9 protein-coding genes are annotated in these 14915 nt (G+C 66.4%); 2 read left to right on the forward strand and 7 right to left on the reverse strand.

Going from position 1 to position 14915, the window contains the following annotated elements; all coding sequences use genetic code 11:
* Window positions 1-98 precede the first annotated feature (98 nt).
* The 3 genes from V8246_RS00515 to V8246_RS00525 all read right to left on the reverse strand — a co-directional run bounded on the left by V8246_RS00515 (window position 99) and on the right by V8246_RS00525 (window position 5676).
* On the reverse strand, window positions 99-2843 hold the full coding sequence (locus V8246_RS00515) for a TonB-dependent receptor (protein WP_187572270.1): 2745 nt from the start codon (window positions 2841-2843) through the stop codon (window positions 99-101).
* Between the two features lie 272 nt (window positions 2844-3115).
* Window positions 3116-4042 carry an alpha/beta hydrolase-fold protein gene (locus V8246_RS00520; protein ID WP_336188297.1) on the reverse strand — a complete coding sequence of 309 codons (927 nt, stop codon included), beginning with the start codon at window positions 4040-4042 and terminating at the stop codon, window positions 3116-3118.
* Between the two features lie 17 nt (window positions 4043-4059).
* Window positions 4060-5676, reverse strand: coding sequence for an alpha-glucosidase family protein (locus V8246_RS00525; RefSeq protein WP_336187466.1), 1617 nt, complete (start codon window positions 5674-5676; stop codon window positions 4060-4062).
* A gap of 370 nt (window positions 5677-6046) precedes the next feature.
* Here V8246_RS00525 and V8246_RS00530 point away from each other — a divergent pair, with 370 nt between their 5' ends.
* Both V8246_RS00530 and V8246_RS00535 read left to right on the forward strand, forming a co-directional pair.
* The gene (locus V8246_RS00530; protein WP_336187467.1) at window positions 6047-7432 is read left to right on the forward strand and encodes an MFS transporter; all 1386 of its coding nucleotides are present in this window, start codon (window positions 6047-6049) and stop codon (window positions 7430-7432) included.
* A 56-nt stretch (window positions 7433-7488) separates the two neighbouring features.
* The gene (locus V8246_RS00535; RefSeq protein WP_336188298.1) at window positions 7489-9108 is read left to right on the forward strand and encodes an alpha-amylase family glycosyl hydrolase; all 1620 of its coding nucleotides are present in this window, start codon (window positions 7489-7491) and stop codon (window positions 9106-9108) included.
* A 159-nt stretch (window positions 9109-9267) separates the two neighbouring features.
* On the opposite strand, the gene V8246_RS00540 is transcribed toward V8246_RS00535, so the two are convergent.
* From V8246_RS00540 to V8246_RS00555, 4 genes are all read right to left on the reverse strand, one after another.
* A complete protein-coding gene (locus V8246_RS00540) occupies window positions 9268-10320 on the reverse strand; it encodes a LacI family DNA-binding transcriptional regulator (RefSeq protein WP_336187468.1) in 1053 nt (350 codons plus the stop codon).
* Between the two features lie 177 nt (window positions 10321-10497).
* Window positions 10498-10980 (reverse strand): OsmC family protein, encoded by a 483-nt coding sequence (locus V8246_RS00545; protein ID WP_336187469.1) that lies wholly within the window; start codon window positions 10978-10980, stop codon window positions 10498-10500.
* The gene (locus tag V8246_RS00550; RefSeq protein WP_336187470.1) at window positions 10977-11666 is read right to left on the reverse strand and encodes a DUF3365 domain-containing protein; all 690 of its coding nucleotides are present in this window, start codon (window positions 11664-11666) and stop codon (window positions 10977-10979) included. Before V8246_RS00550 ends, V8246_RS00545 begins: the two co-directional genes overlap by 4 nt.
* Window positions 11663-14914 carry an efflux RND transporter permease subunit gene (locus V8246_RS00555; RefSeq protein WP_336187471.1) on the reverse strand — a complete coding sequence of 1084 codons (3252 nt, stop codon included), beginning with the start codon at window positions 14912-14914 and terminating at the stop codon, window positions 11663-11665. Before V8246_RS00555 ends, V8246_RS00550 begins: the two co-directional genes overlap by 4 nt.
* Window position 14915 lies beyond the last annotated feature (1 nt).

The following is a 14915-nucleotide window of genomic DNA, read 5'->3' on the forward strand; positions in this document are numbered from 1 at the left end:
CCTGGCCTTTTTCTTTGCGCCACTCGCGCTGCCTCGCCAAAGAAAAAGCCCGCCGGCACGAGGCCGACGGGCTGGGAGAACTCAAGGTATCGCGTGAATCAGAACCGGTAGTTGACGCCCAACAGATAGGTGCGACCCCACTCGATGTACTCCAGCGGGCGATCCTTGGTACCGGCGTAGGTCTGGTAGGCCTCGTCGGTCAGGTTGCTGACCTGGAACAGGACGCTCAGACCGTTCAGCGCGTGGCCCTCGGGGAACGAGTAGCTCACCTGCGCGTCAGTGATGTCCTCACCCACCACGTAACGCAGCGTGCGATCGCCATCGAAGTTGCCGATTTCGCCGATGAAGTCCGAACGCTTGCGCTGGCTGACGCGCGCTTCGAAGCCATTGCGCTCGTAGTAGGCGGTGAGGTTATACACGCGCTCGGAGAGACCCGGCAGCATGATGTTTTGGCTGCCCACGCTGTTCACCGCACCGGGCGGTGGCGGGATAGTGATATCACTATCGTTGAAGCCCGCGCTCGCGATGACGCCAAAACCTTCCAGCACGTCACTGAAAAGATTCAACGGCAGCGATGCGGTCAGCTCCAGGCCTTTCAGCGAGCCACCTTTGCCATTGTACGGCGCGGTGAAGCTGCCAACGGTCTGGAGCGGCGGTCGAGTACCCGGCCACGGATAGTCTGCCAACAGGCCGCTGTAATCGTATCCCTCGCGCTTCTCGGTGTAGATGTAGGTGCGCAGATCCTTGTAGAAGAATGCCGCCGCGACATATGCCTTGTTGCCGAAGTACTTTTCCCATGACAAGTCGAACGCGTAGGCCTTCCACGGATCCAACTCGGGGTTGCCACCGCTGCCGCCCGGTTTGCCGTTGGCCTCGTCAACGCCGAATTCTAGCGACGCGCGAAGTTCATCCACGCGCGGACGCGCGACCTGCTCAGCCAACCCCACGCGCAGCGTCTGTTCGGCGGGCAGCGAGAAAGCCAAGTTGAGGCTGGGCAATACCTCGGTATACGTCTTGCCGCGGGTGATCGGAAAGACCTGCTGGCCTGCCGGGCGCCCCCGATCGAAGTAGCGCGACGTCGACGACTGGTCCACGTGCTGGACCTGTAGGCCGACATTGCCGCGTACCGGCACCGAACCCCACTCGGTATCGATGTTCAAACGCGCAAATGCCGTTCCGATCTTCTCGTTGACGTCCCATGCCTTCGGAATCAGATAGTCGAGGTCATCCACCGGATTGAACGTCATGTAACGGGCGACAGCGGCCGGGACGTTCCATGAGGGAATGTAGCCGATGCCGGCGAAGCGCAGGTCCACCAGCCCGTACTGCAGATCGGGGGCGATCGCGCTAATGCCCTGCGCGCCGAGATTGATGCTGCCCTCCGGCTGACGCTTGTTCTTCTCTCGATCTGCGTAGTTCAAGCCCACGTCCAAGTCCGTGAACCAACTCAGACTTTCCGGCATTGGAAACGATGCGCCCACCCTGATTGCGCGCAGTTCGTCCTCCACCTTTGGCGTCTTACCGTAGCCAGAGCCGTAGATGGTATTGGCGAGAAACAGCCGAGAGGAATCCGAATAATCCAGACCCGGCGCCATCTGGGAGAAGCTACCGCGACGAATCGCCAGCTGGATCGTATCCAGCTGCGGATTAGGCAGCAGCTGCGTGTTGTTCTCGAGACTTATCTCATCGCGCTTGGTCTTGGACCAGCTGACGTCGGCCACCCAGCGCACCGAGCCCGTATTGAACTCATTGTTCCAGCCAAACGCGCTGATCTCATCCTCGCGGTAGTTGTACATGCCGCGAACCAACGGATAAACACCCGTCAGCGTACCCCCTGCAAAAGAACCGTTGCGCAGCTCGACGTTGCTGTAGACGCAGTCTGGATTACACGGGAAGTTGCCGTTGTACTGCGTGTTGACCTCCCACTGGTTGGCCGTACTCTCCTGCTCGGCTTCCGAGTAGAACAGGTCCAGCGTACTAGTCCACGCATTGGACGGGCGAAACTGCAGGGTGGCCATCACGCCATCACGCTTGGTCTCACCGGTACGGCGCAGTGCCTTCATGCCGTCAGTCGCGAACGTCCCGACCGGCAATCCAGGGCGAGCATCCGTCTTCCACGGTTCGTACAGGCCCACCTGGTTTTCCTGCACCGGCGTGGTCGAATGCGAATAGCCGATCGAGAAGCCGAACGTGCGCGCTTCGTTCTGGGTGATGTAGCTGGCATTGATGCGTTCGCCGTAGGCAGACGCATCGGCCGCGTTGCCGAGAGAATTGCGCTGGCCGCGGATGCCGACCGCACCGACCGGCGCATCGAAGCTAAGCGGACGCACGGTCTGCATGTCGACCGTACCGGACAGACCCTGGCCGACGAGGCCGGCGTCGGGCGTCTTGTACACGGTCACGCCGCTGACCAGCTCGGACGGATACTGGTCGAACTCGACGCTGCGGTTGTCGCCGGTGCTGACCATCTCGCGGCCGTTCAGCAGCGTGGTGGAGAAGTCGGGCGACAGACCGCGCACGCTGATCACCTGCGCACGGCCGGCGACGCGCTGCGCGGCCAGGCCCGGCAGGCGGGCGAGCGATTCGGCAATGCTGACATCGGGCAGCTTGCCGATGTCTTCGGCGGAGATCGCCTCGACGATGGAGGTGGAATCGCGCTTGACCGAAATGGCGCTTTCGATGCCGCGGCGGATGCCGGTCACCACCACGGTGTCCAGTTCGGTGGCGTCGGCTTGCTGGTTCTGTTCTGCGGTGGCTTCGGCCGTCTGGGCCTGTACGCCGGTCGCGGTCAGCGCGATGGCGGACGCCAACGCCGCGCTAAGCAGGTTGCGCTTGAGTTGCATGTTCCCCTCTCCAAGGACGTTGTATGCGATGAACCGGGTGCGTCGCGCGATGCGATCGCCCGGCTCTGCCACGCCGGAGCGGCTGCCCCGGAACGTGCGGCCATGGTAGTGGTGCACGCAGCTGCACAAACTGCGCTGCATACGTATTCATGCATATTCCGCGCCATCATGTAACGCACGATCCATCCCTACGTGCAGGCAGGCGCACGCCATCCTCGCCGGACGCGAAGACCGTTCCCCTGCGCGGTGGAGCGCCGGGATCCGCCGGCGATTCAGGGACGCAGCAGAAACGCCAACGGCACCTCGATACGATCGCGCCACGCGGCCTCATTGTGGGTCGCGCCGAGGTAGCGATGGCTCACCATGTCCACGCCAGGCCGGTAGCCGTGCGCCAGCATCGCCGCATCGACGCGCCGCTGATACGGCTCGTACTGCGCGTCGATGGCTTCGGTACCGTAGTCGAAATAGAAGCGATGGCGACCGGGCGCAGGAAGATGCGTCGCCACGTACGCCTCGACGACGCCGCCGGCGATAGGCCAATGCGTCGAGACGCACCCTGCACCGCCGAACACGTGGGGAAACTCCATCACCGCATACGCCGAGATCAGCCCGCCCATGCTGGACCCCATCACGAACGTGTCCGAAGGCCCCGTCAACGTGCGGTACTGCGCATCGATGAACGGCTTCAGTTCGGCGGCCAGGAACGCCAGATAGTCGTCGGCGACGATCTCGGCCGTCGGGAACGGCGGGTCGCCGGGTGTCGGGATGAAGCTCTCGCTCCGGATGGCCTTGCGCGGCATGTACTCCTGCAGGCGCTTGGGCGTATTCCACACGGCCACGATGATGGCCGGGCGCACATGACCGTTGCCGACCAGGCGCGTCATCGCCTCATCCACGCCCCAGTCGATACGGGTGTACGAAGTCGATGGATCGAACACGTTCTGGCCATCGTGCATGTAGAGCACCGGATAGCGCGCGTCCTTCGCCTCGTCATAGCCCGGTGGCAACCACACATCCACATTCCGGGACGCGACATGGCGCGAGGGAAACTGCGCATGGCGCAGCAACGTACCGGTGACGCCCTCGCCGACTACCCGCTGTGCAGGCGGTGAAGGCGATGCAACGTCTTGCGCCGACGCGGCGCACGCAGCGACGCAGAGCAGCAGCGCCATACCGATCCGAAACACACCGATACCCATGTTCACGGCACTCCGACTCATTCGAGGGCGGCGTAGTACACGCCGCGGGCCGGAAGCGCGAGCGTGCCATCCTGCAGGGTGCCGGACGGCAGGCCGTGGCTTTCCACCGGATGCGGCGACAGGCCGGTGGGCAGCTTCCAGGCGACGGGTTGCGGCGACAGGTTGAACACCACCAGCATCGCGGCGCCTTCGGACTCGCGCACGAACGCCAGCACCGGTTCCGGCGCATCGAGGAAGCGGATGCGGCCCACCCGCAGTGCGGGCTGGATGCGTCGCCAGGCCAGGAAGCGCCGCACCTGGTTGAGGATGGAGTCGGGATCGGCGTCCTGCGCGGCCACGTTGATGGCGCGGTGCTCAGCCGGGATCGGCAGCCACGGCTGCCCCTGGCTGAAACCGGCCTGCGCGCCTTCGCGCCACGGCATCGGCGTACGGCAGCCGTCGCGGCCCTTGAAGTTCGGCCAGAACGTCTTGCCGTACGGGTCCTGTAGCGCTTCGTACGGCACGTCGGCCTCGGGCAGGCCCAGTTCCTCGCCCTGATAGAGGCAGACCGAGCCGCGCAGCGAACACACCAGCGCCACCAGTTGCGCCGCCAGCGCCGGCGAAGTGTCGCCGCGTCCCCATCGCGTCACGGCGCGCTGCACATCGTGGTTGGAGATGGCCCAGCAAGGCCAGCCATCCACCATCGCCGCTTCCAGGCGCTCGACCGTGTCGCGGATGTAGGCGGCCGTACCGTCGTCGGTCAGCAGCTCGAAGCTGTAGCCCATGTGCAGGCGCTGGTCGGTGACGTACTCGGCGGTGGTCGCCAGCGAATCTTCCGACGAGATTTCACCCAGGGCACCCGCGTCCGGATACCGGTCGAGCAGCGCGCGCAGGCGCTCCAGGAAGCCGATGTTCTCCGGCTGGGTGTTGTTGTAGTAGTGGTACTGGTACGCGTACGGATTGTCGGGACTGAAGCCGCGCCCCACCCGTTTTTCCTTGGGCTTGGGCGGGTTGTCGCGCAGCTGCGCGTCGTGGAAGCAGAAGTTGATCGCGTCCAGGCGCAGGCCGTCCACGCCCCTGTCCAGCCAGAACTTCACGTTGTCCAGCGTGGCGTCCTGCACGGCCGGGTTGTGGAAGTTCAGGTCCGGCTGGCTGGCCAGGAAGTTGTGCAGGTAGTACTGCTCGCGTCGCGGCTCCCAGCGCCAGGCCACGCCGCCGAACAGCGACATCCAGTTGTTGGGCGGCGTGCCGTCTTCCTTCGGGTCGGCCCACACGTACCAGTCGGCCTTGGGGTTGTCGCGGCTCTCGCGGCTTTCCTTGAACCAGGCGTGCTCCACCGAACAGTGGCTCAACACCTGGTCGATCATCACCTTGAGGCCCAGCGCATGCGCCTTTGCCAGCAGGGCGTCGAAGTCGGCCAGCGTGCCGAACATCGGATCCACGTCGCGGTAGTCGGCGATGTCGTAGCCGAAATCGGCCATCGGCGACTTGAAGAATGGCGAGATCCAGATGGCATCCACGCCCAGGCCCGCGATGTAGTCCAGCTTCTCGACGATGCCGGGCAGATCGCCCACGCCATCCCCGTTGGTGTCCAGGAAGCTGCGGGGGTAGATCTGGTAGATCACCGCTCCGCGCCACCAATTGTTCTTCTTCATTGCGGCACCGGTCTGCATGCATGGCGCACCCCTCCGGTGCGCACGGCGGGCGCCACTATTCCATGACCCGCCGACATGCGTGAGCGCAAGGCGTCATGGGCGCGCATGAATACGTATGCATGCAACGCGAACGTCGGCGGACGAGCGAAGCGCGTTGGTCGGCATCCGACGTTGGGAGAATCGGCCGAAATCCAAGTGCGGCAAGGGCTTGGGCTTTACCTCGACGCTCGGTGGGCACGATCGGTCGCACCCGGTGCGCTATCCGCATTGTTTGCGGTGCAGCATGGAAACGCAGGCGCTTGCCTGCAAGATGCCGCCACGCCCGCGACCTTCGCGTACGCCCTCGTCCACGCTCCGCCAGGAATCCTGCATGACCGCCAAGCCACGCCTGTCCTTCTGGCAGATCTGGAACATGTCTTTCGGCTTCCTCGGCATCCAGTTCGGCTTCGCGCTGCAGGGCGGCTTCATGTCGCGCATCTTCCAGACATTGGGCGCGGAAAAGGATGCATTGCCACTGCTGTGGATCGCCGCGCCGCTGACCGGGCTGCTGGTCCAGCCGGTCATCGGCTATCTCAGCGACCGGACCTGGCACCCCCGCCTGGGGCGCCGTCGACCGTTCTTCCTGATCGGCGCCATCCTCAGTTCCATCGCCCTGGTATTCATGCCGCACTCGCCCACATTGTGGATCGCGGCAGGCCTGCTATGGGTGCTGGATGCCAGCATCAACATCAGCATGGAGCCCTTCCGTGCGCTGGTGGCCGACAAGCTGCCCGAGGAGCAGCGTTCGTACGGTTTCGTGCTGCAGACGCTGATCATCGGCGTGGGCACGTGGGTGGCCAGCAACCTGCCGTGGTTCATCACCCAGATGGGGATTCCAAACGAAGCCGGCCCCGGCGTGGTACCGCCCTCGGTGAAGGTGGCGTTCGCCATCGGCGCGTTCGTGTTCATGGCCAGCATCCTGGTGACCATCTTCACCACGCCCGAGTACCCTCCCGAAGACCTGCAGCGGTTCCGCGAAGAACAGAAGCGGCGCGGCAACTTCGCCGGTGAGATCGTCCACCACGTGGTCCACATGCCTGCGCAGATGCGCCGCCTGGGCCTGGTGCAGTTCTTCAGCTGGCTGGCCTTCTTCGCCATGTGGAGCATGGCCACCCCCGGCCTGACCGAACACGTGTTCAAGGCGCCCGCGCCGGACCCGGCGGCCTTCGACATGGCAGTCCCCGCGCAGGCCGCCGCCTTCCAGTCGGCCAATGCCGCGTTCCAGAACGCGGCCGACCTGGTCGGCTCCTACATGGGCTACTACGGTCTGTCCTCCATGCTGATCGCCCTGCTGCTGAGTTTCTACGCGGCGCGCTTCCCGCTCAACCGCAAGGCGGTGCATGCCGGCTCGCTGGTGCTGGGCGGGGTCGGCTTCCTGTCGATGTGGTTCGTGCCGCATCCGGCCTGGCTGATCGGCTCGTTCGCACTGGTCGGCGTGGCCTGGGCCAGCATCCTGTCGATGCCCTACGCCCTGCTGTCCAGCCATGTGCCGGCGGAGAAGATGGGCATCTACATGGGCATCTTCAACATGTTCATCGTGATACCGCAGATCGTCGCCGCCACCCTGCTGGGGCCAGCCCTGCGTGCGTTCTTCGCCAACGAGGCGGTGTTCGCGCTGGTCATCAGCGGCGCCAGCCTGCTGCTGGCGGCCCTGGCACTCGTCCGCGTGCGCGAACCTGCCCACACGCCCGTCCCTCTCGCTTCGCAGGCCCATTGATGAAGTTTCCACGCCGACCGCTCGCCGCCAGCCTGGCTGCCCTGCTCTGCGCCCCCATAACCGCACTGGCCACGGACGATCTCTACGGCACCACGGAGCCTTTCGCGAAGGAAGCCGTGTACTTCGTACTGACGGACCGCTTCGTCAACGGCGATCCGTCGAACGACCACCGCGACCAGGGCGGCGCGAACCGCACCTTCGACCGCCCCACCCCGGGCGCGCCGGAGGGAAGGACCGACAACGTCGGCTACCTGGGCGGCGACTTCAAGGGCGTGCTGGACAACGCCGGCTACATCCGCGACCTCGGCTTCACCTCGGTGTGGATCACGCCGATCGTGGACAACCCGGATGAAGCCTTCACCGGCGGCGAAGAAGTGAAGTGGGCCGGGATGTTCACCGACCGCGGCAAGACCGGCTACCACGGCTACTGGGGCATCAACTTCTACAAATTGGACGAGCACCTGCCCAGCGAAGGGCTGGATTTCGCCGGCTTCACTCGCGGCATGAAGGCGCAGAAGCTCGACGTGGTGCTGGACATCGTCGGCAACCATGGCTCGCCCGCGTATTCGATGCCGAAGATGCAGCCGCAGTACGGCAAGCTCTGGGACAAGGATGGCAGGCTGGTCGCCGACCACCAGAACCTGGATCCGGACCAGCTGGACCCGCGCCGCACGCCGATGCACGCGTTCTACAACACCGGGGGCGGCCTGGCGCAGCTGTCCGACTTCAATGAGAACAACCCGGCGGTGATGGAGTACCTGGTCGGCGCGTATGAGCAGTGGATCGACCAGGGCGCGGCGGCGTTCCGCGTGGACACCATCGCCTGGATGCCGCACGCGTTCTGGAAGGAATTCGCCCACCGCATCCGCGCGAAAAAACCGGGCTTCTTCATGTTCGGCGAGAACTTCAACTACGACGCGGCCAGCATCGCCGGCCATACCTGGGCCCGCAACGGCAGCTACAGCGTGCTGGACTTTCCGTTGAAGGCAAAACTGACGGAGGTGTTCGAAAAGCCCGGCACCGGCTACGAGGAGATCGGCAAGGCGCTGTACCTGGAAGACGGCCCGTACGCCAACCCGTACGATCTGATGACGTTCTACGACAACCACGACATGGCGCGCATGAACGCCAGCGACGCGGGCTTCATCGACGCGCACAACTGGCTGTTCACGGCACGCGGCATTCCGGTGATCTATTACGGCTCGGAGATCGGCTTCGAGCGCGGCAATGCCGAGCATGCCGGCAACCGCAACTACTTCGGTCAGGAACGCATCGACGCGGCACCGCAGAGCCCGATCTTCGCCCCGCTCAAGCGCATCGCCCAGCTGCGCCGCGACACTCCGGCCCTGCAGCGTGGCCTGCAGCTCAACGTGCGCCTGAAAGGCGACCAGGCGATCTTCTACCGCGTCCTGCAGCACGAAGGCGTCACCCAGACGGCGCTGGTGCTGCTGAACAAGGCGGATGCGCCGGCGAAGCTGTCGGTGTCGGAGCACCTGCAATCCGGTCAATGGCGCGATGCGTTCACCGGCAAGACCCAACGTGTACGCAACCGCCTGCAGGCCGACGTACCGGCGCACGGCGTGCGCGTGTTCGTGCTGGATGCGCCGATCACCCGCGCCGATACGCGCGCGCGCCTGGCCGAGCTGATGGCACGCAAGGCGCCGAAGGCGGATTGAGGGGCCCCACTGTAGGAGCGACGTCAGTCGCGACCGGCTGCCGTCAGTCCACTTCGGCGCTGGATGCCCAAGGCGAACCTTTGCGGTTTGCAGGCCGGCACGCGTTCATGACATGCACGGTCTGCGGTCGCGACTGACGTCGCTCCTACGACGGCGCCCTCACTTCGCTGCGGTAGAGCCGCGCAGCGCCAGCTTCACCGCGATGGTCTGGCTTTCCGCCGGTTCGCCATGGATCAGCGCCAGCAAGGTCTCGACCAGCAACGCGCCCGCGCGCTTGGTGTCCTGCTGCACGGTGGACAGGCCGGGGTTGACGAAGCTGGCCAGCGGGATGTCGTCGAAGCCGGCCACGGCGACATCCTCCGGTACGCGCAGCCCGCGCTCCAGCAACGCCTTCATGGCGCCGACGGCGATCAGGTCGCTGGCCGCGAAGATCGCATCGAAGGAGGCACCGCGGGCCAACAGCTCGGTGGCCGCGTCGTGGCCGGACTGCTCGGTGGTGATGGCATCGACCTGCAGGGCGGGATCGGCCGAGAGGCCCGCGGTCTCAAGTGCCTGGCGATGGCCGAGGTAGCGCTCGAAGAACTCGGGATAGTGGTTGGACGCATGCCCCAGGAACGCGATGCGCCGTCGTCCCTGCGCGATCAGGTGGGCGGTGATGTCGTGGCCACCCTGGGTGTTGTCGCAACCGATCGACACACCGGGCGTATCCGGCTGGACGGCGCCCCAGCGCACGAAGTGGGTGCCCTGCTCGACCAGCTTCTCCAGCCGGCCGCGCGACTCCAGATAGTCGCCATAACCCAGCAGGATGATGCCGTCGGCCTTCTTGCTGTCCTCGTAATCGGCCTGCCAGTCGTTGGACAGCTGCTGGAACGAGATCAGCAGGTCGTAGCCGCGCAGCGCGCAGGCGCGGGTGATGCTGCCCAGCATGGACAGGAAGAAGGGATTGATGGACGACTCATCCGGGGTCGGATCTTCGAAGAACAGCAGGGCCAGCGTGCCCGAATGCTGCCGGCGCAGGTTGGAGGCGTTCTTGTCGACCTTGTAGTTCAGCTGCTCGGCGATGGCCAGGATGCGCTTGCGCGTTTCCTCGTTGACCATCGGGCTGCCCCTCAGCGCGCGTGAGACGGTGGGCTGGGACACGCCCGCCAGGTGGGCGATGTCCAGCGAAGTGGCCTTTCCCTTGATGGGCGCGATCACGGACGGCGTCTGCAACGGACTGCGGAGATCCGGATCATGCCATGCTCGGTGGCCGGCGGCGACCCGGAGGGCGCGGGGCTTACACGGCCTTGTGGCGCCCTGTGGGAGCGACGTGAGTCGCGATGATGCCTTCCCGCTGGCCCTTCGCGACTCACGTCGCTCCCACAACAGCAGCCACCCCCCATCTGCAACTCAGGAGTCGCCCTGCTCCGTCCGCGCCATGCCGTGCAGCTGGACGCCGTCGGCGTCGGTGATGCTGACGGAAACCTCGATGCCGTGGCGCACGCTCTCGGTCACCACGCAGAAGTTCTCGAACTGGGCCAGGATGCGTTCCAGCGAGGCGTGCGCCGTGCCGGGCTCGGCCAGCTGGATATCGGCATGGATGTGGCCCACACGCAGCCTGCCCTGCTCGTTGCGCACCAGCGCCGCGGTGGCATGGGTGACCAGCTTGCCCGGCGTGTTCCTGAACTTGCGCAACGCGAACAGCAGGCTGGCCGACAGGCAGTTGGCGACGGCCGATACCAGCAGCCGCGTCGGGTTCGGGCCCTCTCCCTTGCCCAGCGGCTCGGGCTCGTCGGTCATCAGGTCGGCGATGGTGGTGTCGTCGAAGCGGATGCGGAAGCTGTAGTCCTCTTCCTGCTCCAGGGTGATGCGGATCGGCGCGTCGGTGCTCATGGCGTGGCCTCCTGAGGGGTGTGGGCAGCGGTGGCGGGCACTTCGACCCACAGTCCGCCGCGCAGGTCGCCCACCGCGAAGCCGGTGGCCGCGTCGTCAGGATAATGCGCCGCGATGGCCGCGCGGACGGCCGGGGCGACCTGCGTGCCATGGCAGGCCAGGCAGCCGGGTTCGGTGGCGATGCCCCGCATCAGGCGCAGCGCGACGCCCTCGGGCAGGCCTTCGCGGACCACCGACACCTGCTCCGCGGCGGGCGCACCCTCCAGGACGGCTTGCTGGAAGGCGTCCAGCGTGGCGAGCTGCCACCCCTCGGCGGCCTGTCCGGCGTTGCGGTTGCGCCCGGGCAGCGCGACGCGGCCCAGGCGCACGCCGTGCTCGGCCATCACCGAATCTGCGATGGCCGGCGCCTCGGCGTGGCAGACCTCCACGGCAGCCGTGGGGCCACCGGCCTGCATCGCCGCCTGCAGGCGGCCACGCAGGCGAGCGCTGAAGGCCTGTGCGGCCGCCTTCGCGCGATCGAGATCGGGATCAAGCGCGGGCGCGGTCCGTGACGCTTCGGCGCCCTGTTCCGGGCGGGCTTCGGCCACGTTCCGGCCCGCATCACCGACGGCCCCGGGGGCGCATGCCGTGACGGCCCACGCCAGGCAAGCCGACCACAGCAGCCGTTGAGGGTTCGATGGGCTCATGCGTCGGACTCCTTGTAAGCACGGTGCTTCAGCGCGTAGTACAGCAACGGGATCACCACCAGCGTCAGCACCGTGGACACCAGGATGCCGAAGATCAGCGAGATCGCCAGGCCGTTGAAGATGGGGTCGTCGAGGATGAAGAACGCACCCGCCATCGCCGCCAGTGCGGTCAGTGCGATCGGTTGCGCGCGCACCGCGCAGGCGTCGACGACCGCCGACTCCAGCGACTGCCCGCGCTCGACCAGATGGTTGATGAAGTCCACCAGCAGGATCGAGTTGCGCACGATGATGCCCGCCAGCGCGATCATGCCGATCATGCTGGTGGCGGTGAACTGCGCACCCAGCAGGGCGTGGCCCGGCATCACGCCGATCACGGTCAACGGGATGGGCGCCATGATCACCAGCGGCACCACGTAGTTGCGGAAGTAGGCCACCACCAGCAGGTAGATCAGCACCATGCCGGCCGCATAGGCGATGCCCATGTCGCGGAAGGTCTCATAGGTGATCTGCCACTCGCCGTCCCACTTGATGCCAAAGCCGGCGGTCTCGGGCGGCTGGCGGATGTAGAACTGCCCCACCTGCTGGCCGTCGAGGGCGTTGTCCGACACCTGCCCGACCAGGTCGAACATGCCGTACAGCGGGCTGTCGACCGTGCCGCTCTCGTCGCCCATCACGTAGACCACCGGCAACAGGTCCTTGTGGTGGATGGCACCGTCCCACCAGGTGGAGCGCGCCTGCACCAGTTCCGACAGCGGCACGAGTTGGCCGCTGCCGCCCCTCACCCGCAGCGTGAGCAGACCGTCGAGCGAAGCCTGGTCGGCCACCGGCAGGCGCAGGCGGATCGGACGCGGATACTTCGAGCCGCCATCGATCACGTGGGTGGCGTCCAGCCCCGACAGGCCCGCGGCGATCGTCTCGGTGATCGCCGACTGCGGCACGCCCAGGCGCGCCGCGCGCACGCGGTCGATCACCAGGATGTCGCGGCGTGCATCGGCTTCCACGCTGGTGTCCACATCGACGATGCCCTCGGTCGCCAGGAAGCGCTGCTCGAGCGCCCGCGCCACCTGCCGCTGGCGGGCATAGTCGGGCCCGTACACCTCGGCCACGATCGGCGACAGCACGGGCGGCCCGGGCGGCACTTCCACCACCTTGACCGACGCGCCATGGCGACGGCCGATCGCGTCCACCTGCGGGCGCAGGGCGACGGCGATCTCGTGGCTCTTGCGCTCGCGGTCGTGGCGGTCCACTAGGTTCACCTGCAGGTCGCCCACGTTCGCACCCTCGCGCAGGTAGTACTGCCGCACCAGCCCGTTGAAGTTGATCGGCGCGGCCGTACCGGCATAGCCCTGGTAGTGCAGGACTTCCGGCGTGCGGTCCAGCACGCCGGCCAGTTCGGCCAGCAGGGCGTTGGTGTCTTCCAGCGTGCGGCCTTCGGGCAGGTCGACCACGATCTGCAGTTCGGACTTGTTGTCGAACGGCAGCATCTTCAGCACCACCAGCTTGAACACCGCCAGGCTGGCCGCCAGCGCCACCAGAACGGCCATGGCGACGAACAGCAGGCGCCGGCGTCGTGCGCCTCGGCCCGCATCAAGGAAGGGCGTCATCACGCGTTCGAACAGGCGATGCAGGCGCGCGGCCATGGTGCCTTCCGCATGGCCGTGGGCAGCGCCCTCACCCGCAGGCGCGACCGCATGCCGCTTGAGCAGCTTCAGCGACAGCCACGGCGTGACCACCAGCGCGATCATCAGCGACAGCAGCATGCCGACCGAGGCGTTGATCGGGATGGGCCGCATGTACGGCCCCATCAGGCCGGTGACGAAGGCCATGGGCATCAGCGCCGCGATCACGGTGAAGGTGGCCAGGATGGTCGGACCGCCCACTTCGTCCACGGCGGGCGGAATGGCCTCGGCCAGCGACATGCCGCCCTGCGCCATGTGCCGGTGGATGTTCTCGACCACCACGATGGCATCGTCCACCAGGATGCCGATGGAGAAGATCAGCGCGAACAGCGAGACGCGGTTGAGGGTGAATCCCATGGCCCACGACGCGAACAGCGTGACCGCCAGGGTCAGCACCACCGCGCTGCCGATCACGATGGCTTCGCGGCGGCCCAGCGCGAACAGCACCAGCAGCACCACCGATCCTGTGGCGAAGACCAGTTTCTTGATCAGCGTCTGCGCCTTGTCGCTGGCCGTCAGGCCATAGTCGCGCGTGGTCTCCACCTGGATGCCGTCGGGAATGACGGTGCCATGCAGCGCCTTCACCCGCGCCAGGGCGGCGGACGTGATATCGGCCGCATTGCTGCCCGGCTTCTTGGCGATGGCCAGCGTCACCGCGGGCGCCACGCCACTGGAAGGTCCCGCGCGTTTGGCGGGCGCACCGTGCCACACGTAACTCGACGGCGCATCGGCCGCATCGCGGACCGTCGCCACGTCTTCCAGGCGCACCGGCTGGCCACCCGACACGCCCAGCACCAGGCCGGCCACGTCCGCGCGATCGGCCAGGAACTGGCCGGAGGTCACCTGCACCACCCCGTCCGCACCGACGCGCTCGCCCGCCTGGCGCGCCAGATTGGCGGCCTGCAGGGCCGCGGACAGATCATTCACCGCCAGGCCATGGCTGGCCAGTCGCGCGGCATCGAGCTGCACCATCACCGCGCGCTCCGGTGCGCCGAGGGTGAACACGTCGCGCGTGCCGGGGATTCGCTTGAGCTCGGTTTCCAGCGTGTGGGCCACTTCGGCCAGGTCGCGTGCGCCGCGCTGCGGATCGTCCGTCCACAGGGTCAGCGCCATCACCGGCACGTCGTCGATGCCCTTGGGCTTGATGATGGGCTGGCCCACGCCGAGGTTCGCCGGCATCCAGTCCTGGTTCGAGAACACCTTGTCGTAGAGGCGCACCAGCGCGGGCTGGCGCTTCACGCCCACGTCGAACTCCACCGTCAGCACCGCCACGCCGGGCCGGCTGATCGAATAGGTGTGCTTGATCTCCTCGATCTCGGACAGTTTCTGTTCCAGCGGATAGGTCACCATCTGCTCGACCTGGCGCGCATCCGCGCCCGGGAACGGCACGATGACGTTGGCCATGGTGACGTCGATCTGCGGCTCTTCCTCGCGCGGCGTGATCATCACCGCCACCAGCCCCAGCAGCAGGCCGAGCAGCGCGAGGATCGGCGTCAGGGGGTTGGCCTGGAACGTGCGCGCTAGGCGACCGGAGATGCCCAGTCGCGGGAGGTTCGGGAGCGATGCCATG

This window comes from Pseudoxanthomonas sp. F11 (genome assembly GCF_037046485.1).
Lineage (GTDB): Bacteria > Pseudomonadota > Gammaproteobacteria > Xanthomonadales > Xanthomonadaceae > Pseudoxanthomonas_A.